Source organism: Bradyrhizobium sp. (genome assembly GCF_049586575.1).
Taxonomy (GTDB): domain Bacteria; phylum Pseudomonadota; class Alphaproteobacteria; order Rhizobiales; family Xanthobacteraceae; genus Bradyrhizobium.
In genome coordinates this window covers 1-17,118 of record NZ_JBAVCF010000741.1, presented here as the reverse complement: position 1 = coordinate 17,118, position 17,118 = coordinate 1, and the positions used below count along the sequence as shown (strand labels likewise).

The window sequence follows — 17,118 nt, the reverse complement described above, 5'->3', positions numbered from 1 at the left end:
GTCTTAGGCTCCGCGCGCCTTAGCCTTGGCGGAGCCTAGTGCCCACTTTCCGAAGTTCGTGCTCCATCGCAGCACTACCTTCACGAACTTCGGAAAGTCATGCACTAGCAAACTTATTGATTCTAGTACCGCTTTGTCGATCTGAAGTCCCTGATCGAATTCGCCGCGTGTGGCGCTGGGACTTCGGATCGCCGGTACTAGACCCGGGAATCCACGACTTTCATGCTCGCAAAAGACGTGGCCGGGACGAGCCCGGCCATGACCGAGGAGGCGGCTTAAAGCCTGCGCTTTTTCAGAGCATCCGCGAGGCTTACTTTCGCCGATCCCGGCTTGAGCGGTTTTGGCTGATTTTCATGCGGCGCCCAGCCCGACAGCCAGATGATGTCGAAGGTGGCGCGAATGCGGCCATCGGGATCGGCAAAGCGTTCGCCATAGACTTCCGCCATCCGCAACATCGTGGCGCGGCGCGTCGGCTTGCGCTGCCGTTCCACCAGGATATTGGTCGCCCCCATCCGTCGTAGATCCTGCATCAGGCCGAACGCGTTGTCGTAGCGAACGACGATGCGGTCGACATCGGTAACGGGCAGCGCAAGGCCGGCCCGCTGCAGCAGCGCGCCGACATCTCGCAGATCGGCAAACGGCGCAACCCGCGGCGACACGCCGCCCTCCAGTTCGGCTTCCGCCGCGGCAAACGATTGCCGCAATTCGGTCAGCGTGTCGCCGCCGGCCATGGCCGCCATCAACAATCCGTCCGGCCGCAGCGCGCGGCGAATTTGCGCGAGCACGCCGGGCAAATCATTGACGAATTGAAAAGCGAGCACCGAGATCGCGAGATCGAGCGATTCGGCAGGGACCGGCAGCGGCTCGGATTCCCGTTCCGGCAAATCGATCCGCGCATATCGATTAAAGCGTCCGGCGAGCGCGGTGCTGACCCGATCACCGGGCGTTCCGACCTCGGCCGCACTCGTGAAATCCCGCAATACGGCGTTGAGCCGCTCCGCCATGTCCTCGGCGAGGCGGTCGAGCAGGAAGGTCGCAGGCCCAAGCCTTTGCGCCCGGCCAAGGCGGGAACGCAACAGATAGCGGTCGAACAGAACGGGGGCTGTGGTCGGCTCGTAAACCATGCCGGTTGGTAGGCCCGCGATCCCGGGCTGACAAGCCACCCCTCTCTGGTGTAAATAGACTCTTAATAGATACTTTTCTGAATCCTTTTTAGAGGCTAGCGTTTTTGTATGGCCACAGAAAAAGCCGAAACCGACCGAGTTCCAATCACGTTGGCCCTTTCGACCATCACCTATCTCGAAAAGCTGGTCAGACAGGGTACCCACGGAACGAGCGTACCGGGCGTTGCCAGGACCTTGATCGAGGAAGGTATTCGTCTCGCCATCAAGGACGGGCTGCTTTCGATCCGCGACAACGGCAAGACCCCGTGAGGCGGCATTCGGGACGGATCGGCAACTGTGAGGCCATTGGGGGAGCCGGAGTGACGGCTCATACTTTGGGACTTTCAAATGCCCGACAACACCTGGACCATCGAACGCGTCGAACTTCTTAAAACCCATTTCGCGGCCGGGCTCTCCTGCCGTGAAATTGCCTGTGAAATCGGGGTGAGCCGGAACGCCGTGATCGGCAAGCTTTCCCGCCTCAACCTGACCCGCGAAAAAACCATCAAAATGCGAAGGGACGACGCCGGCAAAAGCCGCCCGAAATCCGTGCCCCGGCTGCAATACCGGCTGCTGCGGAAACTGTTCAGCGAGGCGGAGCCGGTTGAAACCGAGCAGACCATCCACAGCGAACAGCACTGCTCCCTGCTAGAGCTGAGCGAAGAGAGGTGCCGCTGGCCGATCAGCAACCCCGGCGAGAAAGACTTCTGCTTTTGCGGCAACCGGCCGCTGGAAGGCTTGCCCTATTGCGCCGGCCATAGCCGGCTTGCTTACCAGCCCGGCTCTCGGCAGCGTGCAGCGCGCGGGTGAGACAGCAATGGCCGACGCTAAATCGACGCCACGCCCCACGTCAAAAATACACGTGTGGCGCGCCAGAACCAGATTTTGCCGTCGTGGGCTGCTTGAATGCTGAAAATTCGCTTTTTCCAAAGCGGATCATGGGAGAAGCGAATATTCTCAATCCTGAATTCGTCTTGTCGTGCCTTCCATTCCTTCGCCCAGGCGAGATGAGCTTCATTGAGCTGCTGACGAAGTTTGGAAACTTCGATCTGGTACGGGTACGGAAAAAGAATTTGAAGCATGACGGTCCGGCTTCACGATCGGTGACGCAAATCGTAATCTTATTCAGCTAGCGACGGATGCCGGCTTGGGCAAGGCTGCACAGCGCCTTCTTGCCGCTTGAGCATGGGCCGGCCCGACGTTAGCTTGGTCAGCCATGGACGCCGAGCCCTCGCTATCCCGCTCCCTCTCCTCGCATCTTTATAGCGCGCTGGCGACATGCCGGGGCGCGTGGTCGCACGCGGCAAAACTGGCGCTCGACATCGCGCTGCCGACGTTGTGCGTGTCTTGCCGCGAGCCGGTCGAAGGCGAAGGTGTCTGCGCCGGTTGCTGGGCCAAGCTCTCGTTCATCGCGCCGCCATACTGTCCACGGCTCGGCATTCCCTTTGTATACGATCCCGGCCCCGACATGCTGTCGATGGAGGCAATTGCCAACCCGCCGGCCTATACGCGGGCCCGAGCGGCCGTGCGCTATGACGACGTGGCACGGACGCTGGTGCATGCCTTGAAATACCAGGACCGCACGGATTTGGCTCCGGCGATGGGCCGCTGGATGGCGCGGGCCGGACGAGAACTGCTTGACGGCGCCGACGTGCTCGTTCCCGTTCCGCTGCATTGGCAGCGCGGATGGAGCCGCCGTTACAATCAATCGGGGGCGCTGGCGCGCATCATCGCACGTGAGAGCGGCGTTGCGGTCGCAGCCGAGGCGCTGCGGCGGATCCGTCCCACCGAACAGCAGATCGGCCTGTCCCGGCCGCAGCGGGCCAGCAACGTGCAGGGCGCCTTCAAGGTCGCGCCCGACCGTCAACACCTTATCGGTGGCCGCCGCGTGATTTTGATCGACGACGTATTGACGTCAGGCGCGACAGTGGATGCCTGTGCACGGGCGCTGTTGCGCGCAAAAGCAGCCGCTGTCGATGTGCTGGTATTCGCCCGGGTTGTGGACGGCAAGCGAACTCCCATATAATCGGCCATCTCATCAGATTGAGAACTTCGAAAATCGAAAGCTCTAGAGCGCGTCATGGCTGCTGCGATCGAAATCTATACCCGTCCCGGCTGCGGTTATTGTACCGCCGCCAAATCCCTGTTGACGCGCAAGAACGCGGCCTTCACCGAATTCGACGTCGCATCCGATCCGGCTATTCGCGAACAGATGTATGACCGCACCGGCGCCGGCTCGACCTTTCCGCAAATCTTCATCGGCGAGACTCATGTCGGCGGCTGCAACGAGTTGTATGCACTCGACCGTGCCGGCCAGCTCGACGCGATGCTTGCCGGCGAAAAGGCCAGTTCATGAGCGCCGACCGCTCCTTCACCGCCGCCATGGTGCAGATGCGCACCGGATTGTTGCCCGAGCCGAGCCTCGAGCAGGGCAGCAAACTGATTCGTCTGGCGGCAGCCCAGGGCGCTGACTATGTGCTCACGCCTGAGGTCAGCAACATGATGCAGCTGAACCGCAAGGCGCTGTTCGAGCATCTGACGGACGAAGCTGACGATCTCTCGCTGAAGGCCTATCGCGCACTCGCGGCGGAGCTGAAGATTCATCTGCACATCGGCTCGCTGGCGCTGCGCGCATCTTCGGAGCGCGCAGTCAACCGCTCCTTCCTGATCGGGCCGGACGGCGATGTGATCGCGAGCTACGACAAGATCCACATGTTCGACATCGATCTGCCGGGCGGCGAGAGCTACCGCGAATCCGCCAACTATCAGCCGGGCGAAACCGCCGTGCTCGCCGACCTGCCCTGGGGCCGGCTCGGATTGACGATCTGCTACGACGTGCGGTTTCCGGCGCTCTATCGTGCGCTTGCCGAAGGCGGCGCCTCGTTCCTGACCGTGCCCTCCGCTTTCACCCGGAAAACCGGCGAGGCCCATTGGCACACGCTGCTGCGTGCCCGCGCCATCGAGAACGGCTGCTTTGTATTCGCCGCGGCCCAAGCCGGCTTGCACGAGAACAAGCGCGAGACCTTCGGGCATTCGCTGATTATCGCGCCCTGGGGCGAGGTGCTGGCCGAAGGCGGCGTCGAGCCCGGCGTGTTCATGGCGAAGATCGATCCCTCGCTGGTTGAGACCGCACGCAACACCGTTCCGTCGCTGCAGCATGGCCGGCGCTTTTCCGTCGCCGATCCGAAATCCGGTCCAGAGTATCTGCACCTCGTGTCCCGGGGATCGGCATGATCCATTACAATTTGCGTTGCGCCAAGGGCCATGCCTTCGAAAGCTGGTTCCAGAGTTCGTCTGCCTATGAGGTTCAGGAAAAGCGCAAGTTGGTGAGTTGCCCGGTTTGCGGCTCGACCAAGGTGGAACGCGCCATCATGGCCCCGCAGATCGTGAGCAAGAAAGGCCGCGAACGGGCGGCGCCCGAGCCGCCGCCCGCGCCGGCGACAGTCGAAGCAGCCCCAACCTCGCCGACGCCATTACTGATGGCGCAGGAGCAGGAGCTGCGGACCAAGCTCAAGGAATTGCGCGACCACATCGTCAAGAACGCCGACAATGTCGGCGAACGGTTTCCGAACGAAGCCCGCAAGATGCACTATGGCGATATCGAACATCGCCCGATCTACGGCGAGGCTTCGCCGGACGAGGCAAAGGCCTTGATCGACGAAGGCGTCGAGGTCATGCCGCTTCCGACGCTGCCGGACGACCGGAATTGAATCCTCCGAGGACCGGCAAAATAGTTTGCCGCTGAGGCCGCCGATGAATGCTGAAACCCTGTCGTCCTGGCAAGTCTGGGCCGTGCTGTCAGCGGTGTTCGTGGCCTCCGGTTCGCGCTAAGAAAACGCTCAAAATAATGCTACGCTGCAACCAATAGTCCCACCCCGATCACGATCAGCACGATCCCCGCAAGCTCACGCGACGATATCGGCTGCTTGAACGAGTAATACGCGACGCCCTGCGCGAACAGCACTTCCACCAGCGCCAGCGTGCGGACATTGGCGGCCGCCGTCAGCGCGAACGCCAGGAACCAGAATTGCGAGGCGAATGCGCCCATGAACCCCGCCAGCAAGGAAGGCTTCCACAAGCCCATAATTGCTTTCAGTACGCCAGGCGCGCGCGCCAGCAGGTAGATCGTCAGGATCAGCGTCTGCACGAACAGTCCGAACACGAGCGTGTAGGTCGCGGCCGTCACGAACGACGTCCCCTCGATCGTGATGATCGCGCCGCGATATCCGTTGGCCGAAAGCGCGAAAGCCGCGGCGGAGACGAGGCCGATCACGGTCGGCCGCCAATCGGAAAATCCCTTAGCGCCACCCGGCCGCAGCGCCGTGACGACCACACCGATCGTCGCGATCACGATCGCGATCACCTTCGAAGCTGTCAGATCATCGCCGAGGAAGATGAATCCGAATATCGCGGTCTGGATCGCCTCGGTCTTGATGTAGGCCGTGGTCACCACGAAAGAGCGCTCGTTCATCGCCAGCAGCATCAGCCCGGTGGCAATGATCTGGCACAGCGCGCCGAGCAGAAGCCAGGGCCAGAATGCAGGCGCGGGCCATGGCACGCGATCTCCGGTTGCCGCCAACACGCCGAGGAAGAACAATATCGCGAAGGGAAAACCGAACAGGAAGCGGATGTTGGTGGCGCCCCAGGTGCCGAGCGGGCCCGTCAATTGCCGCTGCATGGCGTTGCGGGCTACCTGCCCCATCGCCGCGGTGACGGTAAAGGGAATCCAGAGCGAAGCGACGGTGAACATCTGAGGAAAAATCGGGTTTGGAGTGAACGCTGGTGTCCACCACAGCGGACTTCAGATCGACGGTGCTGATCACCGTGCCGGTCGCGGTTCGCGCGGTCAACCCGAGCCGCGCATGACTGTACTGCGCCTCGACGAGGCAGTCACGCTTAAGCGCCTTCCGCCACCACCATGTAGTTCACGTCCATATCGGACGACAAACCCCAGCGGTCGGCAAAGGGGCTATAGACCACGCCAGTTTGCTCGGTGATCGCCAGCCGGTTATCCTGGAGATGCCGCGCAAGCTCGTCCGGCGTGACGAACTTCTCCCACTGATGGGTGCCGCGAGGCAGCCAGCGCAGGACATATTCCGCGCCTACGATCGCGAGCGCAAAGCTCTTCCAGTTGCGATTGAGCGTGGAAACCACCATCAGCCCGCCGGGCTTGAGCATCGCCGCGCAGCGGCCGAGAAACAGGCCGACATCGCTGACGTGCTCGACCACTTCCATCGCCAACACGATGTCGAAGCGCTCGCGCACATCCATCTGCTCGACCGTGGTGCAGCGATAGTCGATCGACAGATGCCCCCGGTCGGCGTGGAGCCTCGCGGCTGCGATATTGCTGGCGGACGGATCGACGCCGATCACCTGGGCGCCGAGCCGCGTCAACGGCTCGCATAACAAGCCCGCGCCACAGCCGATATCGAGGATACGCAGGCCCGACAGGCAGTTGAGGCTTTTGATGTTGCGTTCGAACTTGCGGCAGGCGGAATCGCGAATATAGGTCAACCGCAGCGGGTTGATCTTGTGCAGCGGCGCCATCTTGCCCTTCGGGTCCCACCACTGCTCCGACAGCTTCGAGAATTTTGCGATCTCGATGGGGTCAACGGTAGAACCCGCAGCTCCGGAGACAGGCGAGTTCGGTTGCATAGCCATGACTTCCTGCCGTCCCTAATGCGCGGTGATCGCGCTACGAAACGCCAGTGGCGAGGCGATCGTTTTGATCGGCTGGGGCTTCACTTCTCCCATGCTCACGACGGTGACATTCCCATAGTTCAGCAGGCGGCCCGGAATGCTCTGGTCGACCTCGACGCTTGCGATCTTGTCGAGCGCGATCTCGAAGGTGTGCCGGTTGATAAATCCGGTCTTATGCACCACGCGGCGATCCGTGACATCGGTCTCGGTGGTGAACCGATGGAACCAGCCTCTAATCGTGAAGTACAGCGCCACTACCGCGATGACAGCAGCCGCAGGCAGACCCAGAACGGCCATCGGCGGAACAGAGACGGAGGCGACGATAAGCACCAGCACCACAATCCAGCACGCGATCGCCGGCAGGTAGAAGATCCAGTGCGCATTGGTCGAATACAGCACTTTTTCGCCCGGCTGCAGAATCTCGTCGATGTAACGCCCCATACAACAGCCTCAATGATCTCAATAACCTAGCGCGATTTCGATTGCTTGCCCTCGACCGCGCCGTTATGTATACGCGCCTTTTGGACCGTGCGCCTGCCAGCGCTGCCGTCCGGTTACATTAATAATCCGCAGGGGAATGCACCAGTCGTCATGGGTCGCCTCGTGATGAAATTCGGCGGCACATCCGTCGCCAACATCGAACGCATCCGCAACGTCGCCCGCCACGTCAAGCGTGAGGTCGACGCCGGCCATGATGTGGCCGTGGTCGTCTCGGCGATGGCGGGCAAAACCAACGAGTTGGTCGATTGGTGCCGCGAAGCCTCTCCCATGCACGACGCCCGCGAATATGACGCGGTCGTGGCATCCGGCGAGCAGGTCACCGCTGGACTGCTCGCGATCGCGCTCCAGGCGATCGGCATCCAGGCACGCTCCTGGCAGGGCTGGCAGCTCCCGATCAAGACCAGCGATGCCCATGCCTCGGCTCGAATTCTCGACATCGACGGCAGCGAGTTGATCAACCGGTTCAGGGAACGCAAGGAAGTCGCCGTCATCGCCGGCTTCCAGGGAATCAATCCGCAGACCAACCGGATCACTACGCTCGGGCGCGGCGGTTCCGATACGTCAGCGGTCGCGGTCGCCGCCGCCATCCGCGCTGACCGCTGTGACATTTATACCGATGTCGATGGCGTCTACACGACCGATCCGCGCGTGGTTCCAAAGGCACAGCGGCTGGACCGAATCGCCTTCGAGGACATGCTCGAGCTGGCCTCGCTGGGCGCCAAAGTCCTTCAGGTCCGTTCGGTGGAACTTGGCATGGTGCACAACATGCCAATCTTCGTCCGCTCGAGTTTCGACAAGCCCGAAGATATCGATCCGCACGCCAACCAGCCACCGGGCACGCTGATCTGCGGCGAGGAGGAAATCATGGAAAACCACGTTGTCACCGGCATCGCCTTTTCCAAGGACGAAGCCCAGATTTCCATTCGCCAGATCGAGGACAAGCCGGGGGTTGCCGCGTCGATTTTCGGCCCCTTGGCCGAAGCCAATATCAACGTCGACATGATCGTGCAGAACGTCTCGGAGGGCGGTAAGACCACCGACCTTACCTTCACGGTGCCGGCCTCCGACTACGCGCGCGCCCGCGACACCATCACGGCGGCGAAAGCCGAGATCGGCTACGCCCGGCTCGACACTGCCACCGATGTTGCGAAGGTTTCCGTCATCGGCAGCGGCATGCGCAGCCATGCCGGCGTCGCCGCCAAGGCGTTTTCGGCGCTGGCGGCCCGCAATATCAACATCCGCGCCATTACCACGTCCGAAATCAAGTTTTCGGTGCTGATCGACACCGCTTATACCGAGCTGGCCGTGCGCACGCTGCACACCCTCTACGGCCTCGACCAGGTTTAGAAACAATTTTCTCTTAGCGGCTGCAACATAGGTGCCACCGTATCGCAGCCTGTGTACGGATTTCTGAAACGTCACACTGGCAGGCCTTTTGCTTGGCAAAACAAGGCCTAATTCGGTATATCGCCTGAAGATGAGCCCGATTGCGAACTGTGCCACTGTTTTGGCGGTGCTGATTCGGCTGGTGGCGTCACCGAATGAATAAAATTGTCGCGTTTTGAGTTTAGCGCCTGCTCCCGGCCACCCGGCGGGCTGGCTTTGTGGGAGAGGACTTGAAAGAGATGCGAAGCGCGTCGGGAGGCCCCCGCGTCCTGTTGAGACGGCTTCGCGAAACCATGGCGGAGCAGGTCTCGGCCCAGGAACGGCTGGACAAGATCGTCGTGCTGATCGCTGCCAACATGGTGGCGGAAGTCTGCTCCGTTTACGTGCTACGCGTCGACAATACGCTCGAACTTTATGCCACCGAAGGTCTCAACCGCGACGCCGTGCACCGCACCGTGCTGAGCGCCCATGAAGGCCTGGTAGGCCTTGTCGCGAGCGAAGCGACGCCGCTCAACCTCAACGACGCCCAGAGCCATCCGGCCTTCTCGTTCCGCCCGGAGACCGGCGAGGAAATCTATCACTCGTTCCTAGGCGTGCCGATCCTGCGCGCCGGCAACACGCTCGGCGTGCTGGTGGTGCAGAACCGCGCCAAGCGCACTTATGTCGAGGAGGAGGTCGAGGCGCTCCAGACCACCGCAATGGTGCTGGCGGAAATGATCGCCTCCGGCGAGCTTTCGGCCCTGGCGCAGCCGGGCGCCGAGCCCGCCGCGCGGCACTCGCTGCACAAGACTGGTGCGATCCTGTCCGATGGGATCGCGCTTGGCCATGTCGTCCTGCACGAACCGCGCGTCGTCATCACCAATTACATTGCCGAGGACCTGCCGAAGGAAATCAAGCGGCTGGACGCGGCATTGGCCAAATTGCGCGCCGACCTCGACCGCATGCTGGAACGCGGCGATGTCGCCGACGGCGGCGAACATCGCGACGTGCTGGAAGCCTACCGGATGTTCGCCAACGATCACGGCTGGTCGCATAAGCTGCACGAGGCGGTGGCCACCGGTCTGACCGCGGAAGCCGCCGTCGAGCGCGTCCAGTCCGACACCCGCGCGCGCATGCTGCGCTCCACCGATCCCTATTTGCGCGACCGCCTGCACGACCTCGAAGACCTTGGCCATCGCCTGATGCGGCAACTGGTCGGACAGGATCACGCGCCCTCGCGCGAGCAACTGCCCGACAATGCGATCCTGATCGCGCGCGCGATGGGGCCGGCGGCGTTGCTCGACTATGACCGCAAGCGACTGCGCGGACTGGTGCTGGAGGAAGGCACCGCCAACTCGCACGTCTCGATCGTGGCGCGCGCGCTCGGCATTCCCGCAGTCGGCGAGGTGCCGAATGCGCCGGGCATCGCCGACCCGGGCGATGCCATCATTGTCGATGGCACGTCCGGCTCGATCTATGTCCGGCCCTCGACCGAGATCGAACAGGCCTATGCCGAGCGGGTGCGGTTTCGCGCGCGCCGGCAGGCGCAGTACTCGGCCTTGCGCGACAAGCCCTGCGTCACCAGGGACGGCCAACCGGTCGAGCTCTTGATCAATGCGGGGCTTGCGATCGACCTGCCGCATATCGACGACACCGGCAGCGGCGGCATCGGCCTGTTCCGCACCGAATTGCAGTTCATGGTCGGCCAAAGCCTGCCCCGCACCAGCGACCAGCTCGCTCTGTATCGTACCGTGCTTGACGCCGCCGGCGTCAAGCCGGTGACGTTTCGCACCCTCGACATCGGCGGCGACAAGGCGCTGCCCTATATGGAGAGCGTGATCGAGGAAAATCCCGCACTCGGCTGGCGTGCGATCCGGCTTGGGCTGGACCGGCCGGGCCTTCTGCGCGGCCAGATTCGCGCGCTGTTGCGCGCCGGCGGCGGCCGCTCCTTACGCATCATGTTTCCGATGATCACGGAGGTCGCCGAGTTCGATGCCGCCAAGGGCATCGTCGAACGCGAGCTGACTTATTTGCGTCAGCATGGCCATCCGTTGCCCGAACGCATCGCCATCGGAACGATGCTGGAAGTTCCGGCACTGCTCTATCAGCTTGACGAACTTCTGAAGAAAGTCGATTTCATTTCGGTAGGCTCCAACGACCTGTTCCAGTTCCTGTTCGCCGTCGATCGCGGCAACGCCAAGGTCTCCGAGCGATTTGACACTTTGTCGGCTCCGATCCTGCGGGCGCTGCGCGAAATCGTGCAAAAGGCGATAGCCGCGAAGAAATCCGCCTCGCTGTGCGGTGAGATGGCCTCAAAGCCGATTGGTGCGCTGGCGCTGATCGCGCTTGGCTATCGATCGCTGTCGCTCTCGGCGACCGCGCACGGTCCGGTCAAGGCGCTGATCCTCGACCTCGACGCCAAAAAAGCTGAAAGCGTCATGAAGTCGCTACTCGATGCGCCCGCAGGCAGCGTGTCGATCCGTCAGAAGCTGACCGAATTCGCCGAAGCCGAAGGGCTGGCGTTGTAGCGGGACACCTTTCCCGTTCCGCCACCCGCTTTGCCGAACAGCACAACCATTCGAGACCGCTCCCATGTCGACGCTCCCGGAAGCCAAACTGGACATACTGCTGGCGCACCACGCCTCCCTCGAGGCCCAGTTGCTGAGTCAGGTGAACTCGGAAAACTACGTGCGGATCACCCGGGAGCTCGCTGAGCTGAACCCGGTGATCGACGCCGTCAAAGCGTATCGCGCCGCGCGCGCTGAGCTTGCCGACACCGACGAATTGCTGGCCGATCCAGCGACCGATCCGGACATGCGCGGCATGGCGGAAGCCGAACGCGAGGCATTGCAATCCCGCATTGGCGAACTCGAACAGAAGATCCGCCTCGCTCTCTTGCCGAAGGACGCGATGGACGACCGCAACGTGGTGCTGGAAATTCGCGCCGGCACCGGCGGCGACGAGGCTTCGCTATTCGCCGGCGATCTGTTTCGGATGTACGAACGGTTCGCCAACCTGCAGGGCTGGAAAGTCGAGGTGATCTCGGCGAGCGAGGGGACGGTGGGCGGTTACAAGGAAATCATCGCCGAGGTGCAGGGCCGTGGCGCCTTCGCCAAACTGAAGTTCGAATCCGGCGTTCACCGCGTACAACGCGTCCCCGATACGGAAACGCAGGGACGCATCCACACTTCGGCCGCAACCGTCGCGGTGCTGCCCGAGGTCGAGGACGTCGATGTCGACATCAAGCAAGACGACCTGCGGATCGAAACCATGCGCGCGCAAGGCGCCGGCGGCCAGCATGTCAACAAGACAGAATCCGCCATTCGCATCACCCACATCCCGACCGGCATCGTGGTGATGATGCAGGACAGCCGTTCGCAGCACAAGAACCGCGCCTCTGCGATGAACATCCTGCGTTCGCGCATCTACGACGCCGAACGCCAGCGCATCAACGCCGTGCGATCCGCGGACCGCAAGGAGAAGGTCGGCTCGGGCGACCGGAGCGAACGCATTCGCACTTATAATTTTCCGCAAGGGCGCGTCACCGACCACCGCATCAATTTGACGCTCTACAAACTCCCTCAGGTGATCGCGGGCGAAAGCCTGAACGAATTGATCGACGCGCTGACGACGGAGCACCAGGCCGCCCAACTCGCGGCGCAAGGCGCTTCGGCGTAACCGGCGCTTCAACGCGCCCTGGATCGGAACGTTCGCAGGATTCGGCTCAAGGCGGGGCTTGCCGCGCGCAATTCCTGAAGGTGGATCCGCGAAAGCGCCCGCAGCTTTTGCTCCCCCTTGGTGGTCAGTTCGACGAGAACACGCCTGGCATCCTGCGGATCGGCGACCCGTTTGACCAGGCCGAGCTTCGAAATCCGATCCACCAGCTCAACCGCCGTATGATGCCTGATCAGCAGAAAGCGCGCGACGTCGCCGATGCTGGCGGCATCCTTGCCGGCAAAGCCCTTGATCGCAAGCAGCGCCTGATGTTGCTGGGGCGTTAATCCCGCACGCTGGGCCGCTGTCTCGCTGAAGGCGAGGAAAGTTCGCACTTGAAGGCGGAATTGGGCGAGGGCCGCGTAGGCGGTATCGTCCATCGCGCCGCCCTTTGAGCGCTGGCCGGACGATGCCGGCGCCGCGTTGCGCTTCTTCCCCTTCGACCGAGCCATTCCCCTGTCCGTTGCTTTGCCCGGTGTCTGCCGCGCCACCCGGTTTTACGGGGGACAATGCTAGCAAGGATGACCGCCCGCGACCAATCGGCCGGCCGAGGCGATGCACAGATATCGGGTCAGACGGAAGGTCTTTTGATCGCGATGTGATGCGCCGGCTACTCGAAATTCGAGAGCAATATCTTCACCAGGATGACCTGGAAGGCGACGGGAATCCGGACGCTTTTCCGCCGGATCGATCGCTCCAGCGCGCCGATCACCTCCGCGCTCGTTAACGCACCCGCAGACGCGTTGGCAACCAACCCTGCCCACATCTGCGACAAGGATCGGCCGTACTGGAGCGAAGACTTGACCGTCACACCGCAGCCCTGCGCCCAGGCAATGATTTCTGCCGCCGTGTGAGGACCGCAGTTGCGCGCCGTAGCCAGACGCTCTGCCGTCAAAGCAAGAAGCAATTCGCGAGACGGTGCCCACGTCCCCTTCGGCGGCTGTTCCCCCGTCAACTCGACCGCAAGCTCCTTCAGGACGTTCTGAGCGCGCACGCTCAACGTCTTCATCGGGCCCGGCGCCGGTTTCGGCTGACCTGGGACGGGCGCGGCTATCCGCCGCGCGGCATCACGATTGCGCCCATCGGACACGCGCGCGCTCTCCCCGCCCGATTGCGCCGGACGCGGACATTCCCCGTCAACCGCCGGCGTCTTCGCCCGCTGCGGCCCGGAATGTCGTTTGCCGGCGCTCGTCACGCTCGTCTGCCGGTCCATTTCGCCTGTCGTTGCTGGGGGCCCATACTCATAAAGGCTAATGTCTATCGTATCACGACATGTTTTTGCGAGATAATTTTCTTTCTGCGACGAAAGGCGAAATTGACAGGAGGGCATCACAAGCAATGCTTGAGGGCGGAACTACACGCGGATGTGACGCGGCTGGCCATCGACGGGCTCCGCTTCGCGTTCCCATAATTCGCGCCTTAATAATAAGTGCCCCTCGGGAGGAAATCGATCATGAAGAACAAAGCCGCCGGCCGCGGGCCGAGCCTGGATATTTCTATTTCACGCCGTCACCTGCTGCAGGGCAGCGCGGGGATCATCGGGGGCTCGCTGCTGCCGGCGATGCCGGCGTTTGCGGCGGACCACGCCGCGATTGGAACCTACCCTGACGGCTCTTCCGGTTCATCCGTATTCATCGGCATCGCGGTACCGCGCACCGGTACTTACGCCCTGCAAGGCGAGGACGAACTGAAGGGTTGGCAACTCGCCGTAGAGCACATCAATAGCGGCCATGAACTGATCAAGAAAATCTCGCCGAAAACCACCAAAGGCGTGCTCGGCAAGGAGGTGAAGTTCGGCGTTGCGGACTCCGCCGCCAAGCCGAACGAGGCGGTGCAGGCCCAGCAGCGCTTCATTACGGAGAACAAGGCGGTTTTGATCACCGGCGCGACCTCGAGTGCGGTTGCCGTGGCGTCGAACAAACTCGCGCAGCGCGAGAAGGTTCTCTATGTCTCCGGCATCTCCGGCTCGAACGACACCACTGGCAAGGACTGCGTGCGCTACGGCTTCCGTCAGAATTTCTACGGCCAGACCGCGGCCGCCGCGATTGGTCCGGTATTGGTCAAGACGTTCGGGAAGAACAAGAAGGCTGCCTATCTGACGCCGGACTACACCTACGGTCATACCGTCACGAAATCAGTGCAGGATTATCTTGCGACGGCGGGATGGACCACCACGACTAACCAGGTCGCGCCGCTCGGCGCTCCCGACTATTCGTCGTATCTCCTGAACGTTGCGAACTCCGGCGCCGACGTCCTCATCAATGTGAACTGGGGTCATGACGCCGTGCTTTCGACGCAGCAGGCCAAGCAATTCGGCGTGCTCGACAAGATGAAACTGGTCGTCCCTTACCAGATACCGTTCATCGCGCCCGAGACGAAGGGACTGATGCAAGGCGTCTATGCCGCCACCGACTACTGGTGGACGGTCGAGGATAAATTCCCGCTTGCCAAGATGTTCAACGACGCCTTCGACAAGAAGTACGGCTACAAGCCGGAATGGGGCGCGGAAAACGCCTATATCAGCTTCGCCCACTGGGCGCGGATGGTGGAAGAGGCCGGCACCTTTTATCCGCCGGACGTCATCAAGACCTACGAGAAGGGTGAGACCCTTCCTTCCTTCGTCGGCGATGTCCACTATCGCGCGGAAGACCATCAGTGCGTCCGCCCTGTCATCATCGTCAGGGGCAAGATGGAAAAGGACATGAAGAGCAAGGATGACTATTGGGAGGTCGTGGAGATCGTCCCGGGCGAGAGCCTGATGCAGAAGCCGGACGCGTTTGGCTGCCATCTCGGCGACTATACCTAAGCCCAGATCTATCCAAGGCGCCGCAGGCAGTTTACAACTTCCTGCGGCGTTTGCTTGCGTATTGCGCTGATTCTCAGAGAACGATGACCTCTTTTCATGATTAGTTGGCCCAATCTCATTTCCCAGCTGTTCAATGGGCTGGCGCTTGGCGCGCTGCTCGCGTTGATCAGTTCCGGCCTGACCATCATTTACGGCACACTTGGCGTCCTGAATCTCGCCCATGGCGCGATGTTCATGATCGGTGGTTACGCCGGGTATGTCGCCTACGAATACACCGGCTCCTTCATCGTCGCGGTGATCGTGGGATCGCTGTTTGTGATGTTGCTCGGCCTCGTGATGGAGCGCGTCATCATCCGCTATTTCTACCATCGGCCCGATGAGGACCAGCTGCTCGTCACCTTCGGACTGAGCATCTGCTTCGTGGAAATCGTGCGGCTGATCTTTTCGAGTCAGTCTCAGACCGTGCCGCCTCCGCCGCTGTTCCAGGGCATCACCAATCTCGGCTTCATGCTCTATCCGACCTATCGCCTCGCGGTGGTCGGCATCGTCGCCATCGCGCTCGGCGCGCTGTTTCTCGTCCTCTACCGCACGCGGCTCGGCATGATTGTGCGCGCCGGCATCGAGGACTCGGTGATGGTGGATTCGCTCGGCATCAACGTTTACCGCGTCTTCATGGTCGTATTCGGCATCGGCGCGATGGCTGCCGGCTTTGCCGGCATCGTCAACGCGCCGGTCGTGTCGCTGACGCCGGGCGTCGGCGACGACATCCTGGTCGAGACCTTTGTCGTGGTGGTGATCGGCGGCGTCGGATCGTTCCCGGGGGCGATTCTGGGCGGACTGATCGCCGGCGAAATCATCAGCGTCACCTCGATGTTCAACCCCGGCTACGCCTATGTGATGCTGTTTGCGGCGATGACGCTCGTGCTCGTGGTACGACCGCATGGCCTTCTCGGCGTACAGGGCCGCGAATAAGGCGTGTTCTCCTGATGCTCAAGCAACGGCCCTTCCTGATCGAGACGCTGACGGCCATTGGGCTGATCGTGGCTCCCTTCGTACTGCCCTACCTCGGCTTTGCGCCGAACACCGTGAATCGCATCCTGGTGTGGGGCCTGTTCGGACTGGGCTTCGATATCCTGTTTGGCTTCACCGGCCTGTTATCGTTCGGCCAGTCTGCATTCTACGGCACCGGCGGTTTCGTCGCCGCCTACCTGCTGACCCAAACCGGCTTTAGCAGCGTGGTGGGCGCGCTGGTCATCGGCATGATCGCAGCCGCCGCGACCGGCTATCTGATCGGACTGATCGCGTTGCGCCGTACCGGCATCTATTTCGCCATGATCACGGTCGCGATCGCCGAAGTATTCTTCTTCGTCGAGTTCAATCCGCTGTCCGACTATACCGGCGGCGAGAATGGGCTGCCGGGCGTGCCGACCCCCGTCTTCAATCTCGGCTTCACGACCCTGCACTTCAGCAATGGGTGGTCGCTCTATGTGTTCATCGCGCTGTGCTATTTCATCGGCATCTTGATCGCGCTGCGCATCGTGCGCTCGCCGGTCGGCGCCATCTTCAACGCCATCCGCGATAATCCGCTCCGCGCCACAGCAGTCGGCCATAATATTCACGGCTACAAACTGACCGCCTTCGTGATCGCCGCCGCCTATGCCGGTTTTGCCGGCGGCCTGCTCGGCGTGTTGCAGGCCTTCATGCCACCCGATGCCTTTACCTTCGACACCTCCGGCCAGTTGGTGATGCAAACGGCGATCGGCGGCGTCGGCACGCTGTTCGGCCCGTTGTTCGGCGCCGCGGTCTGGCTGTTCCTGCGTGACTTCCTGCAATCGGCGCTTGGGCTCGGCGTCGCCTGGAAGCTCGTGC

Annotated in this window: 19 protein-coding genes; 12 read left to right on the top strand and 7 right to left on the bottom strand. The window is 62.1% G+C overall.

Annotation, left to right across the window (positions count from 1 at the left end):
* Positions 1 to 275 precede the first annotated feature (275 nt).
* Positions 276 to 1,124 carry a methyltransferase domain-containing protein gene (locus WB528_RS26855; RefSeq protein ID WP_423892372.1) on the bottom strand — a complete coding sequence of 283 codons (849 nt, stop codon included), beginning with the start codon at positions 1,122 to 1,124 and terminating at the stop codon, positions 276 to 278.
* Between the two features lie 108 nt (positions 1,125 to 1,232).
* On the opposite strand from WB528_RS26855, the gene WB528_RS26850 reads away from it, so the two are divergent.
* Positions 1,233 to 1,433: a hypothetical protein gene (locus tag WB528_RS26850; RefSeq protein WP_422253876.1), complete on the top strand. Its 201-nt coding sequence runs from the start codon at positions 1,233 to 1,235 to the stop codon at positions 1,431 to 1,433.
* Between the two features lie 78 nt (positions 1,434 to 1,511).
* On the top strand, positions 1,512 to 1,973 hold the full coding sequence (locus WB528_RS26845; protein WP_423892371.1) for a GcrA family cell cycle regulator: 462 nt from the start codon (positions 1,512 to 1,514) through the stop codon (positions 1,971 to 1,973).
* A gap of 17 nt (positions 1,974 to 1,990) precedes the next feature.
* Here WB528_RS26845 and WB528_RS26840 read toward each other — a convergent pair whose 3' ends face one another.
* Positions 1,991 to 2,245 (bottom strand): hypothetical protein, encoded by a 255-nt coding sequence (locus WB528_RS26840; RefSeq protein WP_423892370.1) that lies wholly within the window; start codon positions 2,243 to 2,245, stop codon positions 1,991 to 1,993.
* 134 nt (positions 2,246 to 2,379) lie between these two features.
* Between WB528_RS26840 and WB528_RS26835 the strand changes: the two genes are divergently transcribed.
* From WB528_RS26835 to WB528_RS26820, 4 genes are read left to right on the top strand one after another with little or no spacing between them, the layout of a single operon-like run.
* The gene (locus WB528_RS26835) at positions 2,380 to 3,189 is read left to right on the top strand and encodes a ComF family protein (protein WP_423892369.1); all 810 of its coding nucleotides are present in this window, start codon (positions 2,380 to 2,382) and stop codon (positions 3,187 to 3,189) included.
* A 54-nt stretch (positions 3,190 to 3,243) separates the two neighbouring features.
* On the top strand, positions 3,244 to 3,519 hold the full coding sequence (grxC, locus tag WB528_RS26830) for a glutaredoxin 3 (RefSeq protein WP_423892368.1): 276 nt from the start codon (positions 3,244 to 3,246) through the stop codon (positions 3,517 to 3,519).
* Complete coding sequence (locus WB528_RS26825) at positions 3,516 to 4,397, top strand: carbon-nitrogen hydrolase family protein (protein ID WP_423892367.1); 882 nt, start codon at positions 3,516 to 3,518, stop codon at positions 4,395 to 4,397. Before grxC ends, WB528_RS26825 begins: the two co-directional genes overlap by 4 nt.
* Positions 4,394 to 4,873, top strand: coding sequence for a DUF1178 family protein (locus WB528_RS26820; RefSeq protein WP_423892366.1), 480 nt, complete (start codon positions 4,394 to 4,396; stop codon positions 4,871 to 4,873). Before WB528_RS26825 ends, WB528_RS26820 begins: the two co-directional genes overlap by 4 nt.
* 140 nt (positions 4,874 to 5,013) lie before the next feature.
* On the opposite strand, the gene WB528_RS26815 is transcribed toward WB528_RS26820, so the two are convergent.
* The 3 genes from WB528_RS26815 to WB528_RS26805 form a co-directional block, all read right to left on the bottom strand.
* Positions 5,014 to 5,913, bottom strand: a complete 900-nt coding sequence (locus WB528_RS26815; protein WP_423892365.1) for an EamA family transporter — start codon at positions 5,911 to 5,913, stop codon at positions 5,014 to 5,016.
* Between the two features lie 146 nt (positions 5,914 to 6,059).
* Positions 6,060 to 6,824 carry a bifunctional 2-polyprenyl-6-hydroxyphenol methylase/3-demethylubiquinol 3-O-methyltransferase UbiG gene (ubiG, locus tag WB528_RS26810; protein WP_423892364.1) on the bottom strand — a complete coding sequence of 255 codons (765 nt, stop codon included), beginning with the start codon at positions 6,822 to 6,824 and terminating at the stop codon, positions 6,060 to 6,062.
* A 15-nt stretch (positions 6,825 to 6,839) separates the two neighbouring features.
* Positions 6,840 to 7,304, bottom strand: coding sequence for a PH domain-containing protein (locus WB528_RS26805; protein ID WP_423892363.1), 465 nt, complete (start codon positions 7,302 to 7,304; stop codon positions 6,840 to 6,842).
* A 150-nt stretch (positions 7,305 to 7,454) separates the two neighbouring features.
* On the opposite strand from WB528_RS26805, the gene WB528_RS26800 reads away from it, so the two are divergent.
* The 3 genes from WB528_RS26800 to prfA all read left to right on the top strand — a co-directional run bounded on the left by WB528_RS26800 (position 7,455) and on the right by prfA (position 12,407).
* On the top strand, positions 7,455 to 8,711 hold the full coding sequence (locus WB528_RS26800) for an aspartate kinase (protein ID WP_423892362.1): 1,257 nt from the start codon (positions 7,455 to 7,457) through the stop codon (positions 8,709 to 8,711).
* 278 nt (positions 8,712 to 8,989) lie between these two features.
* The gene (gene ptsP / locus WB528_RS26795; RefSeq protein ID WP_423892373.1) at positions 8,990 to 11,257 is read left to right on the top strand and encodes a phosphoenolpyruvate--protein phosphotransferase; all 2,268 of its coding nucleotides are present in this window, start codon (positions 8,990 to 8,992) and stop codon (positions 11,255 to 11,257) included.
* Between the two features lie 64 nt (positions 11,258 to 11,321).
* Complete coding sequence (gene prfA, locus WB528_RS26790) at positions 11,322 to 12,407, top strand: peptide chain release factor 1 (RefSeq protein WP_423892361.1); 1,086 nt, start codon at positions 11,322 to 11,324, stop codon at positions 12,405 to 12,407.
* Positions 12,408 to 12,415: 8 nt separating this feature from the next.
* Here the strand turns inward: prfA and WB528_RS26785 are convergent, their stop codons facing one another.
* Positions 12,416 to 12,895, bottom strand: coding sequence for a MarR family winged helix-turn-helix transcriptional regulator (locus WB528_RS26785; protein ID WP_423892360.1), 480 nt, complete (start codon positions 12,893 to 12,895; stop codon positions 12,416 to 12,418).
* Positions 12,896 to 13,053: 158 nt separating this feature from the next.
* Positions 13,054 to 13,533, bottom strand: a complete 480-nt coding sequence (locus WB528_RS26780) for a hypothetical protein (RefSeq protein WP_423892359.1) — start codon at positions 13,531 to 13,533, stop codon at positions 13,054 to 13,056.
* Positions 13,534 to 13,896: 363 nt separating this feature from the next.
* Here WB528_RS26780 and WB528_RS26775 point away from each other — a divergent pair, with 363 nt between their 5' ends.
* The 3 genes from WB528_RS26775 to WB528_RS26765 form a co-directional block, all read left to right on the top strand.
* Positions 13,897 to 15,249 (top strand): substrate-binding protein, encoded by a 1,353-nt coding sequence (locus WB528_RS26775; RefSeq protein ID WP_423892358.1) that lies wholly within the window; start codon positions 13,897 to 13,899, stop codon positions 15,247 to 15,249.
* A 96-nt stretch (positions 15,250 to 15,345) separates the two neighbouring features.
* Complete coding sequence (locus WB528_RS26770; protein WP_423892357.1) at positions 15,346 to 16,221, top strand: branched-chain amino acid ABC transporter permease; 876 nt, start codon at positions 15,346 to 15,348, stop codon at positions 16,219 to 16,221.
* 14 nt (positions 16,222 to 16,235) lie between these two features.
* Positions 16,236 to 17,118 (top strand): branched-chain amino acid ABC transporter permease (locus WB528_RS26765; protein WP_423892356.1); only part of this gene is annotated, 883 nt, incomplete at its 3' end.